The organism is uncultured Methylobacterium sp., assembly GCF_964242245.1.
Classification (GTDB): domain Bacteria; phylum Pseudomonadota; class Alphaproteobacteria; order Rhizobiales; family Beijerinckiaceae; genus Methylobacterium.
Genome location: NZ_CAXTBY010000001.1, coordinates 77,953 through 96,640, shown reverse-complemented (window position 1 = coordinate 96,640; position 18,688 = coordinate 77,953). Strand labels below are relative to the sequence as shown.

The 18,688-nt window shown below is 72.6% G+C and carries 21 protein-coding genes; 11 read left to right on the top strand and 10 right to left on the bottom strand.

Annotated features, from left to right (window positions below; translation table 11 throughout):
- Positions 1-69: 69 nt before the first annotated feature.
- The 7 genes from ACFE8Y_RS00465 to ACFE8Y_RS00435 all read left to right on the top strand — a co-directional run bounded on the left by ACFE8Y_RS00465 (position 70) and on the right by ACFE8Y_RS00435 (position 5,819).
- Entirely contained in the window at positions 70-684 is a 615-nt protein-coding gene (locus ACFE8Y_RS00465; RefSeq protein ID WP_375462409.1) for an anthranilate synthase component II, read from the top strand.
- Between the two features lie 70 nt (positions 685-754).
- The gene (trpD, locus tag ACFE8Y_RS00460) at positions 755-1,768 is read left to right on the top strand and encodes an anthranilate phosphoribosyltransferase (protein WP_375462408.1); all 1,014 of its coding nucleotides are present in this window, start codon (positions 755-757) and stop codon (positions 1,766-1,768) included.
- 8 nt (positions 1,769-1,776) lie between these two features.
- The gene (gene trpC, locus ACFE8Y_RS00455; protein ID WP_375462407.1) at positions 1,777-2,640 is read left to right on the top strand and encodes an indole-3-glycerol phosphate synthase TrpC; all 864 of its coding nucleotides are present in this window, start codon (positions 1,777-1,779) and stop codon (positions 2,638-2,640) included.
- Position 2,641: 1 nt separating this feature from the next.
- Positions 2,642-3,136 (top strand): cyclic pyranopterin monophosphate synthase MoaC, encoded by a 495-nt coding sequence (gene moaC / locus ACFE8Y_RS00450; RefSeq protein WP_375462406.1) that lies wholly within the window; start codon positions 2,642-2,644, stop codon positions 3,134-3,136.
- Between the two features lie 10 nt (positions 3,137-3,146).
- Complete coding sequence (gene glp / locus ACFE8Y_RS00445; protein ID WP_375462405.1) at positions 3,147-4,376, top strand: gephyrin-like molybdotransferase Glp; 1,230 nt, start codon at positions 3,147-3,149, stop codon at positions 4,374-4,376.
- A 67-nt stretch (positions 4,377-4,443) separates the two neighbouring features.
- Positions 4,444-5,382, top strand: a complete 939-nt coding sequence (locus ACFE8Y_RS00440; RefSeq protein WP_375462404.1) for a dihydrodipicolinate synthase family protein — start codon at positions 4,444-4,446, stop codon at positions 5,380-5,382.
- A gap of 47 nt (positions 5,383-5,429) precedes the next feature.
- Positions 5,430-5,819, top strand: coding sequence for a VOC family protein (locus tag ACFE8Y_RS00435; protein ID WP_375462403.1), 390 nt, complete (start codon positions 5,430-5,432; stop codon positions 5,817-5,819).
- Positions 5,820-5,856: 37 nt separating this feature from the next.
- Here the strand turns inward: ACFE8Y_RS00435 and ACFE8Y_RS00430 are convergent, their stop codons facing one another.
- A complete protein-coding gene (locus ACFE8Y_RS00430) occupies positions 5,857-6,285 on the bottom strand; it encodes a hypothetical protein (RefSeq protein ID WP_375462402.1) in 429 nt (142 codons plus the stop codon).
- A 198-nt stretch (positions 6,286-6,483) separates the two neighbouring features.
- Here ACFE8Y_RS00430 and ACFE8Y_RS00425 point away from each other — a divergent pair, with 198 nt between their 5' ends.
- Genes ACFE8Y_RS00425 through ACFE8Y_RS00415 form a run of 3 tightly spaced genes read left to right on the top strand, consistent with a single transcriptional unit; the run spans position 6,484 to position 8,615 of the window.
- The gene (locus ACFE8Y_RS00425; protein ID WP_375462401.1) at positions 6,484-6,963 is read left to right on the top strand and encodes a GspH/FimT family pseudopilin; all 480 of its coding nucleotides are present in this window, start codon (positions 6,484-6,486) and stop codon (positions 6,961-6,963) included.
- Positions 6,964-7,012: 49 nt separating this feature from the next.
- Positions 7,013-7,744, top strand: a complete 732-nt coding sequence (locus ACFE8Y_RS00420) for a type II secretion system protein J (RefSeq protein WP_375462400.1) — start codon at positions 7,013-7,015, stop codon at positions 7,742-7,744.
- Position 7,745: 1 nt separating this feature from the next.
- A complete protein-coding gene (locus tag ACFE8Y_RS00415; RefSeq protein WP_375462399.1) occupies positions 7,746-8,615 on the top strand; it encodes a general secretion pathway protein GspK in 870 nt (289 codons plus the stop codon).
- A 13-nt stretch (positions 8,616-8,628) separates the two neighbouring features.
- Here the strand turns inward: ACFE8Y_RS00415 and ACFE8Y_RS00410 are convergent, their stop codons facing one another.
- The 6 genes from ACFE8Y_RS00410 to gspD form a co-directional block, all read right to left on the bottom strand.
- Positions 8,629-9,744 (bottom strand): class I SAM-dependent methyltransferase, encoded by a 1,116-nt coding sequence (locus ACFE8Y_RS00410; RefSeq protein ID WP_375462398.1) that lies wholly within the window; start codon positions 9,742-9,744, stop codon positions 8,629-8,631.
- A 114-nt stretch (positions 9,745-9,858) separates the two neighbouring features.
- A complete protein-coding gene (locus ACFE8Y_RS00405; protein ID WP_375462397.1) occupies positions 9,859-10,368 on the bottom strand; it encodes a type II secretion system protein J in 510 nt (169 codons plus the stop codon).
- 8 nt (positions 10,369-10,376) lie between these two features.
- Entirely contained in the window at positions 10,377-10,820 is a 444-nt protein-coding gene (gene gspG / locus ACFE8Y_RS00400) for a type II secretion system major pseudopilin GspG (protein ID WP_375462396.1), read from the bottom strand.
- Between the two features lie 13 nt (positions 10,821-10,833).
- Entirely contained in the window at positions 10,834-12,051 is a 1,218-nt protein-coding gene (locus tag ACFE8Y_RS00395; protein ID WP_375462395.1) for a type II secretion system F family protein, read from the bottom strand.
- The gene (locus ACFE8Y_RS00390; protein WP_375462394.1) at positions 12,051-12,674 is read right to left on the bottom strand and encodes a prepilin peptidase; all 624 of its coding nucleotides are present in this window, start codon (positions 12,672-12,674) and stop codon (positions 12,051-12,053) included. Before ACFE8Y_RS00390 ends, ACFE8Y_RS00395 begins: the two co-directional genes overlap by 1 nt.
- Positions 12,675-12,685: 11 nt before the next feature.
- Positions 12,686-15,049 carry a type II secretion system secretin GspD gene (gene gspD / locus ACFE8Y_RS00385; RefSeq protein WP_375462393.1) on the bottom strand — a complete coding sequence of 788 codons (2,364 nt, stop codon included), beginning with the start codon at positions 15,047-15,049 and terminating at the stop codon, positions 12,686-12,688.
- A gap of 237 nt (positions 15,050-15,286) precedes the next feature.
- Here gspD and ACFE8Y_RS00380 point away from each other — a divergent pair, with 237 nt between their 5' ends.
- Positions 15,287-16,243, top strand: a complete 957-nt coding sequence (locus tag ACFE8Y_RS00380) for a ferritin-like domain-containing protein (RefSeq protein WP_375462392.1) — start codon at positions 15,287-15,289, stop codon at positions 16,241-16,243.
- Between the two features lie 209 nt (positions 16,244-16,452).
- Here ACFE8Y_RS00380 and ACFE8Y_RS00375 read toward each other — a convergent pair whose 3' ends face one another.
- Genes ACFE8Y_RS00375 through ACFE8Y_RS00365 form a run of 3 tightly spaced genes read right to left on the bottom strand, consistent with a single transcriptional unit; the run spans position 16,453 to position 18,673 of the window.
- Positions 16,453-17,022, bottom strand: coding sequence for a hypothetical protein (locus ACFE8Y_RS00375; protein WP_375462391.1), 570 nt, complete (start codon positions 17,020-17,022; stop codon positions 16,453-16,455).
- On the bottom strand, positions 17,019-17,582 hold the full coding sequence (gspM, locus tag ACFE8Y_RS00370) for a type II secretion system protein GspM (RefSeq protein WP_375462390.1): 564 nt from the start codon (positions 17,580-17,582) through the stop codon (positions 17,019-17,021). Before gspM ends, ACFE8Y_RS00375 begins: the two co-directional genes overlap by 4 nt.
- The gene (locus ACFE8Y_RS00365; RefSeq protein ID WP_375462389.1) at positions 17,579-18,673 is read right to left on the bottom strand and encodes a PilN domain-containing protein; all 1,095 of its coding nucleotides are present in this window, start codon (positions 18,671-18,673) and stop codon (positions 17,579-17,581) included. The genes gspM and ACFE8Y_RS00365 overlap by 4 nt, the downstream gene beginning before the upstream one ends.
- Positions 18,674-18,688 lie beyond the last annotated feature (15 nt).

The window sequence follows — 18,688 nt, the reverse complement described above, 5'->3', positions numbered from 1 at the left end:
GGTGCGGGCCGGGTTGACCGCCGCCCGCCCCGTGGTCACACACGCGCATCCGAGACCGTGCGCGACGCCATGACCTCCGTCCTCGTCATCGACAACTACGACTCCTTCACCTGGAACCTCGTCCACCTGATCGGCCCGCTCTGTGGCGCGATCGACGTGGTGCGCAACGATGCGGTGACGGTGGACGACATCCGCGCCCGCGCCCCCGACGCGCTCGTGCTGTCGCCCGGCCCCTGCACGCCGAACGAGGCTGGGATCTGCCTCGATGCGGTGAAGCAGTTGAGCGGCGAGATCCCGATCTTCGGCGTCTGCCTCGGCCTCCAGGCGATCGGGCAGGCCTTCGGCGGCGACGTGGTGCGGGCGCCGGCTCCCATGCACGGCAAGGTCTCGACCATCCGACACGACGCGCGGGGCGTCTTCCGCGGGCTGAACGACGCGTTCGAGGCGACCCGCTACCACTCGCTCGTGGTCGACCGTGCCGCCTGCCCCGAAGTGCTGACGGTGACGGCCGAGGCCGACGGCCTGATCATGGGGCTGGAGCACGCCCACCTGCCGGTGCACGGGGTGCAGTTCCATCCCGAGAGCATCCGGTCGCAGCACGGTGCGCAGATCCTGCGGAACTTCCTCGACATCGCGGCCGCGTGGAACGCGGCGCGTGACAAGGCCCGCGCTGGGGTGCATTGACGGGGCGCCCTCCGCCGCCGGACGGTCCGATCGCAGCCTTGAGACGCCGGTCCCGGCCCCGCCAAACGCCATGGACGCCTTCAAGCCCCACCTCGCGAAGGTCGCCGCCGGCCTGAGCCTGAGCCGCGCCGAGGCGCGCGCCGCCTTCGACGATCTCCTGTCGGGCGAGGTGACGCCGGTTCAGGCCGGGGCTTTCCTGATCGCCCTGAAGGTGCGCGGCGAGAGTCGCGAAGAAATCGTCGGCGCCGTCGCGGCGATGCGCGCGCGCATGGTGCGGGTCGCTCCGGTCGCGGGCGCCATCGACGTGGTCGGCACCGGCGGCGATCATTCCGGCAGCTACAACGTCTCGACGCTCGCCGCGATCCTCACCGCCGCCTGCGGCGTACCGGTGGCCAAGCACGGCAACCGCGCCGCGACTTCGCGCTCGGGCGCCGCCGACGTGCTGGCCGCCCTCGGCGTCAAGCTCGGGCTCGACCCGGCGGCCTTGAGCCGATGCCTGCGCGAGGCCGGCCTGTGCTTCATGTTCGCGCAGGTTCATCACGGCGCGATGCGCCACGTCGCGGCCGTGCGCGCGGAACTGCCGGCGCGGACGATCTTCAACCTGCTCGGGCCCCTCTCGAACCCGGCCGGCGTCGAGCGCCAGTTGCTCGGCGTCTCGCAGGGCGCCTGGGCCGAGCCCCTGACGCGGGTGCTCGCCGACCTCGGCAGCCGCCGGGTCTGGACCGTCCACGGCTCGGACGGGCTCGACGAGATCACCGTCACCGGCGCGACGCAGGTGGTGGCGCTCGACGACGGCCGCATCTCGACGTTCACGATCGACCCGCGCGAGGTCGGCCTGCCCCTCCATGACCTCGACGACCTTCGCGGAGGCGACCCGGAGCACAACGCCCGGGCGCTCGGTGCGGTGTTGGGCGGGGAACGCAACGCCTACCGGGACATCGCGGTTCTCAATGCGGGTGCCGCGCTCGTCGTCGCAGGCAGGACGGACACCCTCGCCGACGGTGTCGCGCGGGCGCAGGATGCGATCGATTCGGGGGCGGCCCAGGCCACCCTCGCCCGCCTCGTCGCGGTCTCGAACGGATAGGGACACCGATGGCCACGACGATCGACACTCTGGCCGCAGCGCCCGCCGCCGAGCGCCCGAGCGTGCTCGCGCGGATCGAGGCCTACAAGCGCCGCGAGATCGCCGAGGCGAAGCTGCGCGTGCCGCTCGCCAAGCTGGAGACCCGCGCCGCGAAGGCCGCCCCGCCGCGGGGCTTCGCCGACGCGATCCGCGCCCATATCGCGGACGGACGGCCGGCGCTGATCGCCGAGGTCAAGAAGGCCTCGCCGTCCAAGGGGCTCATCCGCGCCGAGTTCGACCCGGCGATCTTGGCCGCCGCTTACGCGCGCGGCGGCGCCACCTGCCTCTCGGTGCTGACCGACGAGCCCTCCTTCCAGGGCCGCCCGGACCACCTCACCCAGGCCCGCGATGCCTGCGCGCTCCCGGTGCTGCGCAAGGACTTCCTGTTCGAGCCCTACCAAGTCTACGAGGCGCGCGCCTGGGGGGCCGACTGCATCCTGGCGATCATGGCCTGCCTCGACGACGACGAGGCCGAGGCCCTGGTCGAGGCCGCCCACGACCTCGGCATGGACGTGCTGGTCGAGGTCCACGACGCGGCCGAGCTCGCCCGCGCGATCCCGCTCGGCACCGCGCTGATCGGCGTGAACAACCGCGACCTCAGGACCTTCGAGGTCTCGTTCGAGACCGCGATCCGCCTCGGCGCCGACATCCCGGCCGACCGCATCGCGGTGGCCGAGAGCGGCATCGCGGATCACGCCGACGTGGCGCGGCTCTCCGCCCACGGCCTCAACGTGGTGCTCGTCGGCGAGAGCCTGATGCGGCAGGCCGACGTGACGGCGGCGACCCGCGCGCTGCTGTTCGGCGAGAAGGCCGCGAAGCAGGCGAAGGGCTGACGTGGACGACACCGCACCCCGCCTCACCCACCTCGACGCCGCGGGCGCGGCCAACATGGTCGATGTCGGCGACAAGCCGGCGACCACGCGCACCGCCCGCGCGGAGGGGCACGTGGTGATGCTGCCCGCGACCCTGGCGCTGATCCGCGAGGGCGACGCCAAGAAGGGCGACGTGATCGGCACGGCGCGGCTCGCCGGCATCATGGCGGCCAAGCGCACCCACGAGCTGATCCCGCTCTGCCACCCGCTGCTGCTCGCGAAGGTCCGGGTGGATTGCGAGGCCGACGACGCGCTGCCGGGCCTGCGGCTGACCGCGGAGGTGCGGGTCCACGGGCCGACCGGGGTCGAGATGGAGGCCCTGACCGCCGTCTCGGTCGCCTGCCTCACGGTCTACGACATGGTGAAGGCGGTCGATCGCGGCATGCGGATCGAGGGCATCCGCCTGCTCGCCAAGGACGGCGGAAGCTCCGGCGCCTACCGGGCGGACGCGCGATGAGGGCTTTGGCGTGAGCGGCCTGATCTCCGTCGCGGAGGCGCTGGCGCGCATCCTCGCGAGCGTGCCCGGCCCGGTCGCGGCCGAAGACGTACCGCTGTCGCTTGCCGCCGGGCGGACGCTCGCGGCCGACATCGCGGCGCTGCGCACCCAGCCGCCGTTCCCGGCCTCGGCCATGGACGGCTACGCCGTCCGCAGCACCGACGCCGCGGAAGCGGGCGCCCCCTTGCGCCTCGTCGGCACGAGTGCGGCCGGCCACGGCTTCTCCGGCACCATCGGCCCGGGCGAGACCGTGCGGATCTTCACGGGCGCGCCGGTCCCCGAGGGCGCCGACGCCATCCTGATCCAGGAGAACGCCGAGGCGCGGGCCGAGATCATCGTCGCCCTGGAGCCGGTGGCGCCCCAAAAGTTCATCCGCCGGGCCGGCCTGGATTTTACCGCGGGCGAGGCCCTGCTCGCGGCCGGCGACACCCTGGACGCGCGCCGCCTCGCGCTTGCCGCCGCCGCGGGCCACGCCCGTGTCCCCGTGCGGCGCAAGCCCCGCGTGGCGATCCTCGCCACCGGCGACGAGCTGGTCCAGCCGGGGCAAACCCCGGCCTGGGACCAGATCGTCGCCTCGAACGCGCTGGCGCTCGCCGCCCTCGTGAACGCCGCCGGCGGCGAGGCGATCGACCTCGGCATCGCCGGCGACACGCTTCCCGCGCTGGAGGCCGCGTTCGGGCAGGCGCGCGACGCGCGCGCCGACCTCCTCGTGACGCTCGGCGGCGCCTCGGTCGGCGACCACGACCTCGTCCAGGCGGCGCTCGCCCGCGAGGGACTGGAACTCGGCTTCTGGCGGGTGGCCCTGCGCCCCGGCAAGCCGCTGATGCACGGCCACCTCGGCGGCATGCTGGTGATCGGACTTCCCGGAAACCCGGTCTCCTCGATCGTCTGCGGGCTGCTGTTCGTGGTGCCGGCGATCCGCGCGCTGCTGGGCGATCCGCGGGCCGGCGAGGACCGCAGCGAGCCCGCCCGCCTCGGCCGCGACCTTCCGGCCAACGACGGCCGCCAGGACTACATGCGCGCCGCCCTCGACACCGCGCCGGACCGGCTGCCGGTGGCCCACCCGGAATCGCGCCAGGATTCCTCGATGCTGGCTGTGCTCGGCCGCGCCGAGGCCCTGCTGATCCGCGAGCCCGACGCCCCGGCGGCGCGCGCGGGCGACCCCTGCCGCATCATCCGCCTCGATCGACACCTCCTCTGAGCGCGGCCCAAGCCCGAGACCCTGACCACGAGACGGTCCGAGACTTCGGGAAGACACGGAGATGACCATGCGCCTGAACGCATCCGAACGCGGCGTCTTCCCGATCGCCCCGACGCCCTTCGCCGCCGACGGCGCGATCGACCTCGCCTCGATCGACCGGCTGACCGACTTCTACGCGCAGGGCGGCGCCACCGGCCTGACCGTCCTCGGCGTGATGGGCGAGGCGCCCAAGCTGGACCCGGCCGAGGCGCTCGTCGTCGCCCGGCGCTTCATCGCGCGCGCCGGAAAGCTCCCGGTGATCGTCGGCGTCTCGGCACCGGGCTTCGCCGCCATGGCGGCGCTTGCCCGCAGCGCCATGGATGCGGGCGCGGCCGGCGTGATGATCGCGCCGCCGAGCAGCCTGCGCACCGACGATCAGATCGTGGCCTACTACGCTCAGGCCTCCGAGGCGATCGGCGCGGACGTGCCGTTCGTGATCCAGGATTATCCGCTGACCTTCACGGTGGTGATGACGCCCGGCGTGATCCGCCGGATCGTGACCGACAATCCGTCCTGCATGATGCTCAAGCACGAGGACTGGCCGGGTCTAGAGAAAATCTCGGCGCTCCGCGCCTTCGAGGCCGACGGCACGATGCGGCCCATTTCGATCCTGTGCGGCAACGGCGGCCTGTTCCTCGATTTCGAGTGCGAACGCGGCGCCGACGGGGCGATGACCGGCTACGCGTTTCCCGACATGCTCGTCGACGTGGTCCGGCTCTCGGCCGCCGGCGCGCGCGAGGCCGCCCACGACCTGTTCGACGCTCACCTGCCGCTGCTGCGCTACGAGCAGCAGCCCGGCATCGGCTTGGCGGTGCGCAAGTACGTGATGGCGCGGCGCGGCCTGATCGGTTCGGACGTGCAGCGCAGGCCCGCGGGCGCACTGAGCGCGACGGCGGTGGCCGAGGTCGAGTACCTGCTCGGGCGGCTCGCCCGCCACGATCCCCGCGCCGCGCTGCCGCCGCGCTGAACCCAGCCATCGCATCCCGATGCGGGCCTGCCACGAGACGCGCGACGATGACCTACCGCTACGATCACCTGCACCTGCGCAGCCGCGACGCGGTCTCGGCCGCGAGCTTCTACGTCGAGACCTTCGGCGCGCGGGAGGTCCGCCGCGAGGGCGCGCCCGCGGTGAGCCGGGTGGTGCTCGACCTCGGCGGCCTGACCGTGTTCATCGAGCAGGCGCCCGCCGGGACCGCACCGACGGCGCAGGCGCCCCACCTCGGCATCGAGCATCTCGGCCTCGGCTGCGCCGACCTCGACGCGGCGCTCGCCGACATGCGCGCCCGCGGCGTGCGCATCCTCGCGGACGCGCAGCAACGCCATCCGGGCCTGCGCGTGGCCTTCGTCGCAGGCCCGGACGACGTGCGGATCGAGCTGCTGGAACGCCGCGACGCGGCGTCCTGAGGCAAGCCACTGCGGGCGGCGGTCTCGTGAGAGGCGCTCAGCCCATCTTCTTCCGGGTCTGCTCGTAGAGGCCGCGGTAGTCGTAGGTCGGGTAGAACTGCGTGCCGTAGCCGCCCCAGGCCTTGCTCTCGACGAGGACGTTGATCTCCCGCAGCCGCTCCGGCGGGAAGCGGAGGGTCACCACCTGACCGACGCCCATCATCACGTACCAACTCACGACCTCGACGCCGGGCGGCGGAAAGGCCTTGAACCATCCGGTCTCCTTCAGGTGCGCGTTGATCTGGTCGAGGGTCTTGGTCTCGTCGTGCTTGAGGAAGATCGTCAGCATGGTGGTGCCGGGCGGACCGGTCGGCGCGGGATCGGCCGCGGTGGTCGGACCTTCCTGCGCGTGCCCTGCCCGCGTACCGAGGGCGGCGAGCGCCGGCAGGCCGGCGAGAAGCGACCAGAACGTACGTCGGGTGGTCATGGTTGGGCCTCGCGCCGCACGCTCCGTGCAGGTTGCCGATCGCCGGAGCGCGTCAGGACTGAGAATGCCCTCGGAATGCATCCTTCCGCAATCTGAGCGCCCGCGTCGGCTCCGCCTCGCGCCTCGGTTTCGACGCGCTCGTCCGCCAACGATCGCGCGTGCACGGCGCGAACCGCGGCGACGGCGCAGGAGAGTCCGGTGATCTGGGATCGGATGGGAGACGCGAACGCCGTCGGCTGCCCCGGCCGAGCCGGCTTCACGCTCATCGAGGTGACGCTGATGCTGGCCATCGTCAGCCTGACGGCCGTGCTGGCGCTGCCGCGCAGTTCGGTCTCGGGCGGCAGCGCAAGCCTGCGGATCAAGGCGTTCGAGATCGTGGCGGTCCTGCGCGCCGACCGCGACGAGGCCGTCCGGAGCGGCCGTCCGGTCACGAGCCTCGTCGATCTCGTCGCCGGGCAGGTTCGCAGCGCGACCAACGGCGCGGTCTCCATCCCGGCGAGCCTGTTCCTGCGGGTGTCCGGACCGGCGCTCGACGGCATCCGCTTCATGCCGGACGGCAGCGCGTCCGGCGGCGAGATCTTCCTGATGCGGGCGGACCGATCCGGCATCCTGTCCGTCCGGGTGAACCCGCTCACCGCCGCGATCGGGATCGACCGGGGGGCGCACCTTGACGAGTGACGCGCCGGCCCGGTCGGCCTCCCGCCGGCGGCGCGTCCGGGGTGCGCGCATGCCCAGCGCCGGGTTCCTGCTCGTGGAGGCGCTCGCCACGATGGCGATCAGCGCCGTGATCCTCGTCGCCCTCGGGTCGCTGCTCGGGCTGATGTCGCGGCAGGCCGACCTGACGGCCCAGCGCACCGAGCGCATGGATGCCGCCGGCCACGCGCTCGCGGCCGTCGCCCGCGACCTCGGCTCCGTCGCCCGCGCCCGCTGGGGCGGGCCGGGACCGAGGGCCTTCGTCTTCCTAGGATTGCCCGACCGGGTCCTGTTCGCCATCGACAGGTCCGGCGAGGACCGGCCTGTCCGGACGGTCGCGGTCCTCCTCCAGAGCGCACCGGCGGAGGGACGCAGCCTCGTGCTGCGCGGCGAGGCGGCCCTGTCGCCCCTGGATCGGGGACAGGACAGCCTCGATTTCGGGGTCTCGCGCACGCTCTACGCCGGTGAGGCGGAGATGCGCTTCGCCTACGTCGCGGCACCCGTTGCCGGCGGTCCGGAGATCCTGCTCGACGCGTGGCCCGCGGGCGAGACCCTGCCCATCGCCGTGCGCGTGGCGTTCACCGATCCGGCGAGCGGGGACATCCTGTCGAGCCTGCGCGTGCCGCTTCGCATCGAGGCGGAGCCCGGCTGCGCCGCGCCGCGCAAGGCCTTCTGCAGCCGGGTCGACGAGCGGTCGCTGGCGGACGGCTCGGGCGAGCCGGCGCCCGAGCCGGTGGGCGCCGTCGCCGCGCAGCAGGCACGCTGACGTGCGCCGCGGCAGGCAGGACGGCTTCATCCTGGTCGCCGTGCTCGGCATCATGGTGCTGATGATGAGCCTCGCAGGCGGGGCGGCGCTTCTGGTCCGCTCCGCGCTCAGCGGGGTTCGCGGAACGGCCGACGACCTGAAGCTCGACGGCCTGATCCGGGCCGGCACCGAGTTGGCGGCCTACGAGCTCTTCGATCTGAAGCTGCCGACCGCCCGGCTGCGCGAACAGCAGATCAACCTCGACAGCGGCTCGATCACGCTGACGGCCGGCGACGAGTCCGGCCGGATCGACCTGAACTGGTCCGATCCGGTCCTGCTGGCCGGCGCCTATCGCGTCGCGGGACTGACGGCCTTGAAGCCGGACGATTTTGCCGCCCGCGTCGTGCAGTGGCGGGACCGCTACGACGAGAGACCGGCCAAGGACGTCGATCCGGCCAAGATCAATCTTGCGGCGAAGCCGGTGGGCCGCGGGAAGGACGGCTTCCGCACGGTGGCCGAGTTGCGCTGGCTGCCGGACGTCTCGGAGGAGGATGCCGCGGTGCTCGCGCGCCTCGTCACCGTCGACAACGTGCAGGGACGGGTGAATGCGGCCGAGGCGTCCGCCGACGTTCTTCGGTCCCTTCCCGACATGACGGCCAGCCTCGTCGCGCAGGTGATGGCCCTGCGCGCGCGACCGGACCCGACGCTCGGGGACCGGATCAAGACGGTCCTGCAGAGGCAGCAGGCGCTGCTCACCACCACGCGCGGCCCCTCGTTCCGGGTCAGGATCACGGCCAGGACCGGCGCGGCGGCGACGCGAAGCGTCGCCCTCACGCTGACCCGCGCGCCGACGCGGGACGCGCCCTACTTCGTCACGGCCTGGAATCGATGATGCGCCCGCGTGTTCAGATCCGGTTGGACGGCCGCACCACGAAGTAGAGGTCGTCCGAGGCGATCATGCGCGTCTCGATCGCGAGGCGCTCGATCATCATGGTCAGGTTCAGGATCGCCATGTCGTCCTCGCTGCGGAAATTGCCGGCCCGGTCGGCCAGCAGGTTGCGCAGCAGCGTACCGCCCATCGGCAGGATCTCGACCACGTCGAAGGCCGAGAACAGCATCGACCGGAGGTCCGCGCTGCGCGGCGCCTCGCTAGGGTCGTAGCTGGCCACCGCCGGAATCGTCGGCAGCACGAGGCGCTCGTCGACGCGGCCGGACTGCTCCTCCTTCAGGTTGAGCCGCAGGTGCGCGGGCAGGTAGGCGAAGATCTCGTCCGCGAGCCGGCGGGCGTCGCGGTCCATCTGGAGGCGCGGCGGCCCGAAATAGTCGAGCCCCACAATGAGCCCGTCCGGCGACACGATCCGGTTGAGGAACGGCAGGAAGCGTTCGAGGTCCATGCAGTGATGCAGCGCGTGGCAGAAGAACACCACGTCGAAGCTGCGGTCGACGACGGGCGGATGGTTGAAGTCGAAGGACAGGAACTCGGCCTCGACGGGATAGGGCGCGATCCGGGTCCGGGCTTCCGCGAGCAGGGCCTCGTCGTACTCGTAGAGCGTGATCTTCGCGAGCGGCCAGTGTCCCTCCCGCAGGATCACCTCCTCGATCGCGCCCGGACCGCAGCCGAAGGAGGCGAGGCTGAGGTCCCGGCCGAGCCGCTGCCGCAGGGGCGCGAGGTGATGGTCGAGCGTCCAGGCGAGCCACGAGCCGCGGTTCGCCATAGACCGGCCGGTCATCAGGCGGGAGACGTACTCGTGGACGGCCGGGATGCCCTTCCAGTCGAGCACGCGGCGGCGCTCGGTCCAGTCCGCATCGAGGACTTGGCGCCACGTCGTCTCGCCCTCCTTATGCGGCTCGCCCGGGGCCGCATCGCTCTCGACGGGACGTGGGCGTTCGGGCTCGGCCTCCGGCATCGGAGGTGGAGGCTCGGCCTCGGCCTCCGGCGGAGGCGCGACCGATGCCTCGCGCACCGGCTCGGACGCGCGCCTGCGGGGTGAGAAGCGCTTGAGCATCGTCTCGACACGCATCACATCGGTCACTTCCTGCCGGGGCGTGCGATCGGGCATCGCAGCCGCGGCGCTTGTAGCACGGTGCGGCGTGCCTCGACGCGCGCAGCCTCATGGACGCCCGATCCGCGGGGGCTACCGCGCCCGGGCATCGGTCGAGGGGACCTGCCCGAGGCGGATGGTCTCGACGGTGACCGACGGGCCGCGCAGGGTCGCGACCTCGATGTCCTGCCGAAGCGGCTGCCAGCGGGCGGGCGGCGCGGGATCGCCGGCGCGGCCCGGATCGCACGGGCCGGCGGTCGGCGGACATGCGCCCTGCGCCGCACGCTCCGCCTCGGGCAGCGGGAGGTCGAGGACCGCGAGCCGGATCGCGAAGCGGTAGCCGTCCAGGATTCCCGCGCGGCCGCCGCTGGCGACGTCCGAGGGACGCACGGGTTCGGCGAGCAGCGAGCGCGCGACTCGCTCGGCGGCGAGCCGATCCTCCACCGCCGCGAGCCCCAGGCGCGACTGGACCAGTCCGCGCTGCACGACGAGGCTGAGGACGGCGACGATCGCGAAGGCGGCCAGCGCCTCGATCAGGGTGAAGCCCGCCGCGCCGCCGGCCCCGCGGTGCGGGACCGGGCCTGATCGAGGGTGTCGCCGCATCCCCGTCCTCATTCCTTGCCGATCACGCCGTTGCCATTCTTCACCCCGTCGGCGCCCAGCGACAGGATCGCGTAGGGCGCGGTCTTGCCCGGCGTCCGGTACTCGTAGGGATGGCCCCACGGGTCGGGCGGCACGGTCCCCTGCTTGAGGTAGGGCCCGCTCCAGCCCTCCGCCGCCGGCGGACGCTGGACCAGGGATTGCAGGCCCTCGCCCGTGGACGGGTAGCGCCCGTTGTCGAGGTAGAACAGGTCGAGAGCCGAGGCGAAGGACTCGATCTGAAGCTTGGCCGCCTTCTCGCGGGAACTCGACAGGTAGCCGAGGACGCGCGGCCCGGCCAGCCCCATCACGAGGCCGAGGATGACCAGCACGACGAGCAATTCGACCAGGGTGAACCCGGCCTGCGCGTCGCGGCCGGCCTGACGGAGTGGGAGGGAACGCGGGAGAACGATCATCGGACACGACACCTCAGACGAGAAGATCGTTGATGCTCATCAGCGCCGTCATCACGGAGATGATGAGCCACGCGATCAGGATGCTGACCAGGACCATGACCGCCGGCCCGACCACGGCGATGACGCGGCCGAGCGCCGCGTCGAGCTTGGCCTCGTAGAACACCGCGACGCGGCTCGCGCTGTCGGCGAGGTCGCCGGATTCCTCCCCGACGCGGATCATCTGCACCACGTGCCGCGGGAAGAGCTTGCCGCGGAACAGGGTCTCGGACAGGCGCTGGCCCTGGCGCACGTCGGCTATCACCCGGTCGATCTCCGGCCCCGCGCCGGGCAGGCGCACCACGCCGCGGATCAGCCGCAGGGCCGTGGAGATGTCGACGCGGTTGCGCACCAGGATGGCCAGCGTCCGGCAGAACGTGACGGTGAGTTCGTTGGCGAGCACCGCCCGCGTGAAGGGCAGGCGGGCGAAGAGGGCGAGCCACAGCCCGCGCTCGCGCCCGAGGCGGTTGAGCAGCACGACGGCGCCGAGCAGGCCCGCGAGCGTGAGCACGACGAGGTCCAGGTTGCGGTTGAGGAAGCCGGACATCTCGAACACGATGAGCGCCGACGGGTCGATCTTGTCGCGGAAGCCCTGGAGCGCGACCTCGAACTTCGGGATGAGGTAGATCAGGATGAAGAACAGCACCGCGACGGCCGCGACCACGAGGAACGACGGGTAGGCGATCGCCGAGACGAAGCGCTTGCGCAGGCGCTCGCCGCGCTGGCGCTCGACGGCCAGCCCGCTCAGGGCCTCCTCCAGCCGCCCCGAGGTCTCGGCCACCTCGACCATCTTCACGTAGATCGGCGGGAACAGCTTCGGGTGCTGCCCGATCGCCTGGGACAGGCTGCGGCCGTTGCTCAAGGCCGCGTGCAGGTCGCGCAGCACGCGCGAGAGCCAGCTCCGACCCTCCATCTGGGCGAGGATCACCAGCGCCTCGTCGAGGGCGACGCCGCCCTTGAGCAGCATGGCGAGGTCGAGGGTCAGGCCGGTGATGTCCTCCGGCCGAGGGTCGGGCGTGAGCCAGTCGCGCAGGGTCCGGGTCTGCTTGGGAGCGCCGGCCTGAGCCTTGACGGAGATCGGCGTGCAGCCGACCCGGTCGAGGTGGGTGAGGACGTCGCCGCTCGCCTCGGCCTCCATCGTACCCTTGAGGATCTTGCCCCCGGCGTCGAGGGCCATGTACGCGAAGACCGACATCAGAAACCGCCCAGCCAGGATTCGCTCAGCCCGGTCGGCGCGATCTGACCGAGGAGCCACGTCGCCCACAGGGAAGGGGCGAGGACGGCGCCGAACGCGATCCGGTCGGTCACCGGAAACCATCGCAGCGCACCGGGCCACGCCCGGGCGGCCAGCACCGCGGCGAGGCCCGCCAGACTCGCGCCGAGGATCGCCCAGGAGAGGCCATTGGTGCCGAGGAGCAGGCCGCCGACGGCCGCGAGCTTCACGTCCCCGAGACCGACGCCGTCGCGGCCGCGCGTCCGGTAGTAGAGTTCGCGCAGGGCCAGGAGCACGCCGCCGCACAGGGCGGCGTCGAGGAGCGCCAGCCCGAGGACCGTGCCCATCGGCTCGGCCAGGACCGCGCCCTCGCTGATCCGGGAGGTCAGCCCGAGCAGCCCGAGGGCGAGGGTGGCCGCGTCGGGGATCGTGAAGTCGGTGAGATCCTGCCAGACGATCCGCGCCCCGACGAGGCCGAGGGCGACGGTCATGGCAGCGGTCGCGGCCGGGCCGGGCCCGAGCCAGGCCGCCAGGGCCGAGCCCGCGGCGGCGACCCCGATGACAGGCCCGGCGAAGGCGTTCGTGCTGACGCTCGGCAGGATCATGTGGCGACGGTTCAGGGCTTCGTGACCGGGTGGCGCGGGGTGGCGCCGCGCCGCACGCCGGCATCGAGGAGCTTGCCGCGGTAATCCTCCGCGACCCGCTGCGCGTCCCGGCCGGAGCGCACCACCACGGGCCGGATGAAGACCACGAGTTCGGTCCGCTGGGCCGCGTTGTCGGTGGAGCTGAACAGGTCGCCGACGGCGGGGATCCGGTCGAGGAACGGGATGCCGTCGCGGGACCGCTGCCGCTTCTCGCTGATCAGGCCTGCCAGCAGCACGGTCTGGCCGCTGGCCACCGAGATCGTGCTCGCCACCCGCCGCTTCGAGATGGTCGGGGTGAGCGTGTTCGTGTCCCCCACCACCGCCGAGATCTCCTGCTCGATCTGCATGGTCACGGCGTCGTTCTGCCCGATGCGCGGGACCACGTTCAGGATGATGCCGGTGTCGCGAAACTCGACTTGGCTCACGAGGGGCGCGCCGGGCACGGTGATGCCCTGCGCCTGCGTCGTGGTGATCGGCACGGAGTCGCCGACCTGGAGCGAGGCGGGCTGGTTCTCGAGCACCACCAGCGAGGGCGAGGACAGGATCTTGACGTCGGTGAAGCCGTCCAGTGCCGAGAGCACGATGTCCGGCCCCGAGTACCCGCCGACCAGGAAGTTGAAGCCGCCGCCGGAGGCGGGCGTGAGCAGGTTGCTCGCGCCGCCCGCCGTCGCCGCCGCGGCGCTGAGCAGGCCGATCGAGCCCTTGTTCTTGCCGAGCCCGAGGTTCTTCGAATCGAGGAAGTACTGGACGCCGTACTTGAGCTGGTCGGTCAGCGTGACCTCGGCGATGGTCACGTTGACCGCGACCTGGGCCGGCGTCGCGTCGAGCTGGCGCAGCGCGGCGTTGATCTTCCGGTAGGTCTCGCCGTCGGCGTAGGTGATGACGGAGTTGTTCGACGGGTCCGCGCTGATCGACACCCGCCGCGCGCCGTTGCCGCGCCGCGTCAGGTCGAGGCTGTCGCCCCCGCCGCCGAGCGCGGTGATCCCTCCACCGTCGGCCATGCCGTTGCCCGGCGCGCCGTCGCCGTAGGCCGAGGCGAAGCGCGCCCGCAGCAGGTCGGCACCGGTGTTGCCGTTCTGCTGGCCGCCGCTGCCCGCGCCGCCCGAATTGCCCGTGCCCGTCCCGCCGTAGCCGGAATTGCCGCCGCTCAGCCCGCCGGAACCCTGGTTCGAACCGGAAAAGCCGCGACCCTGGCCCTGGCCGTTTCCGCCGAAGGCCCCCTGGCCCGCGCCCTGCGTCCCGGTGGCCGCGTTGGCGTTGCCGGTCCCGAACAGGCCGTTGATGACCCGCGCCAGCTCCTTCGCGTCGCGGTAGCGCGCCTTGTAGATGAACACCGTCTCCTCGGCGGCCTCCACCGTCCCGTCGAGCTTGCGCACGAAGGTTTCGGCCCGGCGGATCAGGGCGGGGTTCTTCGACATCGCCATCACGGCCCGCAGGCGCGCGATCGGCTTGAACTGGATCAGGCCGGAGCTGGCCCCGTTCTCGCCCGTGTCGAACAGTTGCGCGAGCTCGGCCACCACCGCCTCGGGCCGCGCGCGGCGCAGCTCGAACAGGCTCACCGACTGGCCCCGCATCCAGTCCGCGTCGAAGGCCAGGATCGCGCTCACCGCCTCCTGCCGCCGGGGGCCGGGGCCCTTGACGATGATCGTGTTGCGCCCCGTATCGAAGCGCAGGCCGTCGGCCTCGGTGACGAAGCCCGAGACGAGCTTCGACATCACGGCGGCCGAGACGTAGCGCAGCGGGACCACGGAGACGCCGTAGCCCGGCTGCTGGTTCGATCCGAAGTTGACGTTGCCGATGCTGGTGGCCGCCGCCGTGATCCGGTAGCCGGCGGCGTTGCGGGTCATGGTGTAGCCCTGGCCCGACAGCACGGTCTCCAGCGCCGACAGCAGTTCGACGCGGTTCATCGGGCGCGGCGACGAGATGGTGATCTGGCCCGCCACCTCCGCGCCCATCGTGTAGTTGAGGCCGAGCGTCTCGTTCAGGATGGCGTGGATCACGTCCTTGACCTCGGCCCGCTCGAAGTTCAGCCGGTAGCTGCCGGACTCGGACGGCTGGCTGCCGATCTCCACCGGCTCGTTGCCGAGGCCCGCGGTCGCCTCCACGTCCTCCGGCTTGAAGTGGTACGTGCGGCCCTCGCTCCGATCCGGACCCACCACCGCATCGCCGGCGGCCTTCCGAACCGGGACCGGCCGCAGGGGGCGGGCCGTCAGATCGATCTCGGATTCCGGCCCGGTGAGGCTGGCCCGGGGCGGGCCGGCCTCGCGCGCCGGGGCGACACCTGAATAAAGTCCTGCGCAGCAGGCGAAAACCAGGGGCAGCCGCATCAAAGACATGAGACGATTTTCCAATCCCGGCGAGTGGTCATCCTAGCCCCCATTCGTCGGATTGCCCACCGGCCCGGCATCATATAGTCCGCTTCTGGCCGCGAAGTGCCAGATTAGACACACGCAGCAAAAATACTCAAAGGTTAAGACAGTTTTAGCAAGTTCGTCATTGCCGCAATTGTCTTGGCCGATAAGTTGCCGCCAGCGCTGAAAATTTAGCGTCCGACCCGTTGGGAGACACAAATCATGGCTCATAAGCAGACCGCCCCCGAGGGCGAGATGTCGGATCTCGATGCCACCGCGCGCCCCATCAACCTCGCGAAGGGCCGCCGCGCCTTCCTGCAGACCCTGGGCCTCGGCGTGGCCGGCGCGGCCGTGCTTGGCGCCGGGACGGGTTCGGCCCGGGCGCAGGCGCTTCCGCCGAACGTCACCGACGCCGATATCCTGAACTTCGCCCTCAACCTCGAGTACCTCGAGGCCGAGTTCTACCTGAACGCCGCCAACGGCTCGGGGCTGAAGGCGGGCGACCTCCAGGGCGTCGGCGCGATCGGTGCCGTCAGCGGCGGCGGCCGCGCGGTTCCGTTCTCCGACCCGAACGTCCGCAAGTACGCCTTCGAGATCGCCTCCGACGAGGAGAACCACGTCCGCTTCCTCCGCTCCGCCCTGGGAAGTGCCGCCGTCAGCCGTCCCCGGCTCGACATCGACTTCGCCTTCACCGCCGCCGCCCGCGCCGCCGGCCTGATCGGTCCCAACGACCGGTTCGACGCCTACGCCAACGACACGAACTTCCTGCTCGCGTCGTTCATCTTCGAGGACGTCGGGGTCACGGCCTACAACGGTGCGGCCGGCGCCATCCAGAGCAAGGCCTACCTGAGCGCGGCCGCCAGCATCCTCGCGGTCGAGGCCTACCACGCCGGCATCATCCGGACGACCCTCTACGCCAAGGGCCTGATCAACCAAGCGAACGCGATCTCCAACGCCCGCGATTCGCTCGACGGCACCACCGACCTCGACCAAGGCATCAGCGGCGATCAGTCCGCCACCCGGGGCTTCTCCCAGACCGATGCCAACATCGTGCCCACGGACGCCAACGGCCTCGTCTTCGCCCGGACGCCCGGTCAGGTCCTGGACATCGTCTACCTCAACACGACCCAGAGCCCGGGCGGCTTCTTCCCCGGCGGCCTCAACGGCACCCTGCGCTGAGCGCGCGGTCGATGCATCCCGGCGCCCAGCGGTGCCGGGATGGGCGGCCCCTGAAGCCGTCCCCGACCCGACAGGGTCGGGGACGGCTTTTTGCGTTGGTCTCGCGATCACCGATCCCGTGCTTGATCCCGCGGTCCGGCAACCGGTCGCGGACGCGTGCCGGTGCCGGAAGGGTCACTCCTCGAGGTCGGCCCCGCGGGGCCCAGCCGTCACGGCAGGCCGCGCGGGCCGGGCTGCGGGACACCGGAGGTGAGCAGCGGCGGTGCTGAGGGTGCCGATCCGCCGACGGTGAAGAGGCGGTAGGTCTGCGCCCGCTCGCCGTCGCGCAGGGTCACGCGATCGGGCGCGATCGTGTCCACGCGCCATGCGTCCACGCTGTCGCCGATCTTCAGGTTCAGGGACGCCCCGCCGGCCGCGCGGCGCAGGATCGCCACCGCCTTGTCGAGCCCTGCGACGACGCCGACGAGGCGCAGGTCCGGCGGCGGGCTGAGGACCGCCACGGCCTGCGGCGGCGCGACTTCGACCGGCCGCGCCGGGGGCGGGCGCCGCGACGGCGCGAAGAGCGGCCGGCCCCGGAACGCGCCGAGGCCGGCCGGATCAAGCGCGCTCAGCGGGTTGAGGGTGCGCGCCGCCGCCGTCGCGGGCGGAACGGCGGTCGGCGCCGCGACCGGCGACTGGGCGCAGGCGCGCTCGATCCCCGGCGCGCAGGTCAGGATCAGGAGAACCGCGCAGGCCGCCGCGATCGGGCGCGCGATCACCGGAGCGGGCGTCCCGATCACGGCGCCTCCTCCCGTCGGTAGCCGCGGACCGCCAGGGCGACGCGGAGCGTCGGATCGGCCTCGTCGCCCGCGCCGCGACCCGACGCCGCGCGGACGTTCAGCGCCTCGACGGTCAGGATCGGCAGGCCCGCCTCGATGCCCGACAGCAGGTCGAACAGGCCGTCGTTGCCGATGTCCAGGCTCACGCGCAGCAGGATGCTGCGCTGGGCCGCAGCCTCCGGCGCCTCGTCGCCGCGGACCTCGATCAACCGGCCGCCGGCCCGCTCGACGAGGCCGACGAGGCGCTGCTGCAACTCGGCATGGGCGAGGCTGCCGGTGCCGGCGGTCAGGTACAGGGTCGACATGTCGCCCCGGACCGGCGCGGCCCGCCCGGCCTCGGCGCGGATGCGGTCCTCGAGCTGCGCGAGGTGGCCCCGGGTCTCGGCCGCGGCCGCGCCGGCTTCCGACCAGCGCACGAGGTTGGACAGGGTGAGCGCGACGAGGAGGAGCGGTGCGCCGACGAAGAGGGCGACGGCCAGCGGCCCGAACCAGCGCGCCTCGCGCGCCTGCGACAGGGTCACCGGACCGCCTCCGCCGCCGGCCCACGGGCCGCGACGAGATCGAACGCGTCCCGCCGGTCGGCGTCGCGGATCACGGGGGCGGCAAAGCGCAGGTTGCGCAACTGCGCCTCGGCTTCGAGCCGGGCGATCAGGGCGGGCGCGTCGGCCGAGCGGCCGACCAGGCGAATCCGGGCGGGATCGATGTCGAGTTCGCGCAGGACCGTGTTGTCCGGCAACGCCCGGCTCAGCCGGTCGATCAGGACGAGGGCCGCGCTCTCCGGCCGCTTGGCCTCGATCAGGGCCCGTTCGCGCGACGTGCCGGGCCCGCTCCGCGCACTGAGCTTGGCCCGCAGGCTCGCGAGGCTCTCCTCCGCCTCGCGCAGGTCGGTCGCGGCCGAGGAGGCAAGCGCGAACGAGATCAGGCAGGCCGGGCCGAGGGCGGCCAGCACGATCGCGAGCGCACGGGCGGTGCGGGCCCGCAGGCGGCCGTCGGTCTGCTCGGCCCGGCCCCGGTAGAGATCGAAGCGCAGCGGCGCGTCGAGCGGCTCGGCCGCACTGCCCAGCGCCGTGGGGGTGAGCCCGGAATCCGCGAGGCGCTTCAGGAACGGCGCCGCGAGGTCGAGGGAGGTCGCGAGCAACTCGACGCCGATGGTGCCGTCCTCGGCGACGCCCTCGACCACGCTGAACCCGTACAGAACCTTGTCCGCCCGCCAGGGCGTCAGCCGCTCCAGGCGGTGGGCGATGATCGGTTGGAGGTACCCGCGCCCGGCGTCGGGAAGGCGGAGCGCCCGCGTCAGGAACTGCTCGGGCGGCAGGCGCAGTTCCAGGTCGCCCGAGCGGAACGCGTCCGGGGCCCGCTCCCCGTCGCGCAGGTGGAGCGGGGCCGCGGCGCGGCCCTTGTGGCGGCCACCGTGGAAGGTGTGGAGCGCGAGGCCGCCCGGCTCGACCACGGCGACGTGCCGAGGCCCGGCCGAGACGCGCGCGGCGAGCGGCGCGAGGCGGGCGACGAACGCGTCGAGCAGGGCCGAGAGCGCCCGCCCGCCCGCCCGCGCCACCGCCCGGACCGGATCGGGAATCCTCACCCCGGCAAGCCCTTCCTCCAGCCCCAGCATTCGTCCTCGCTTCCG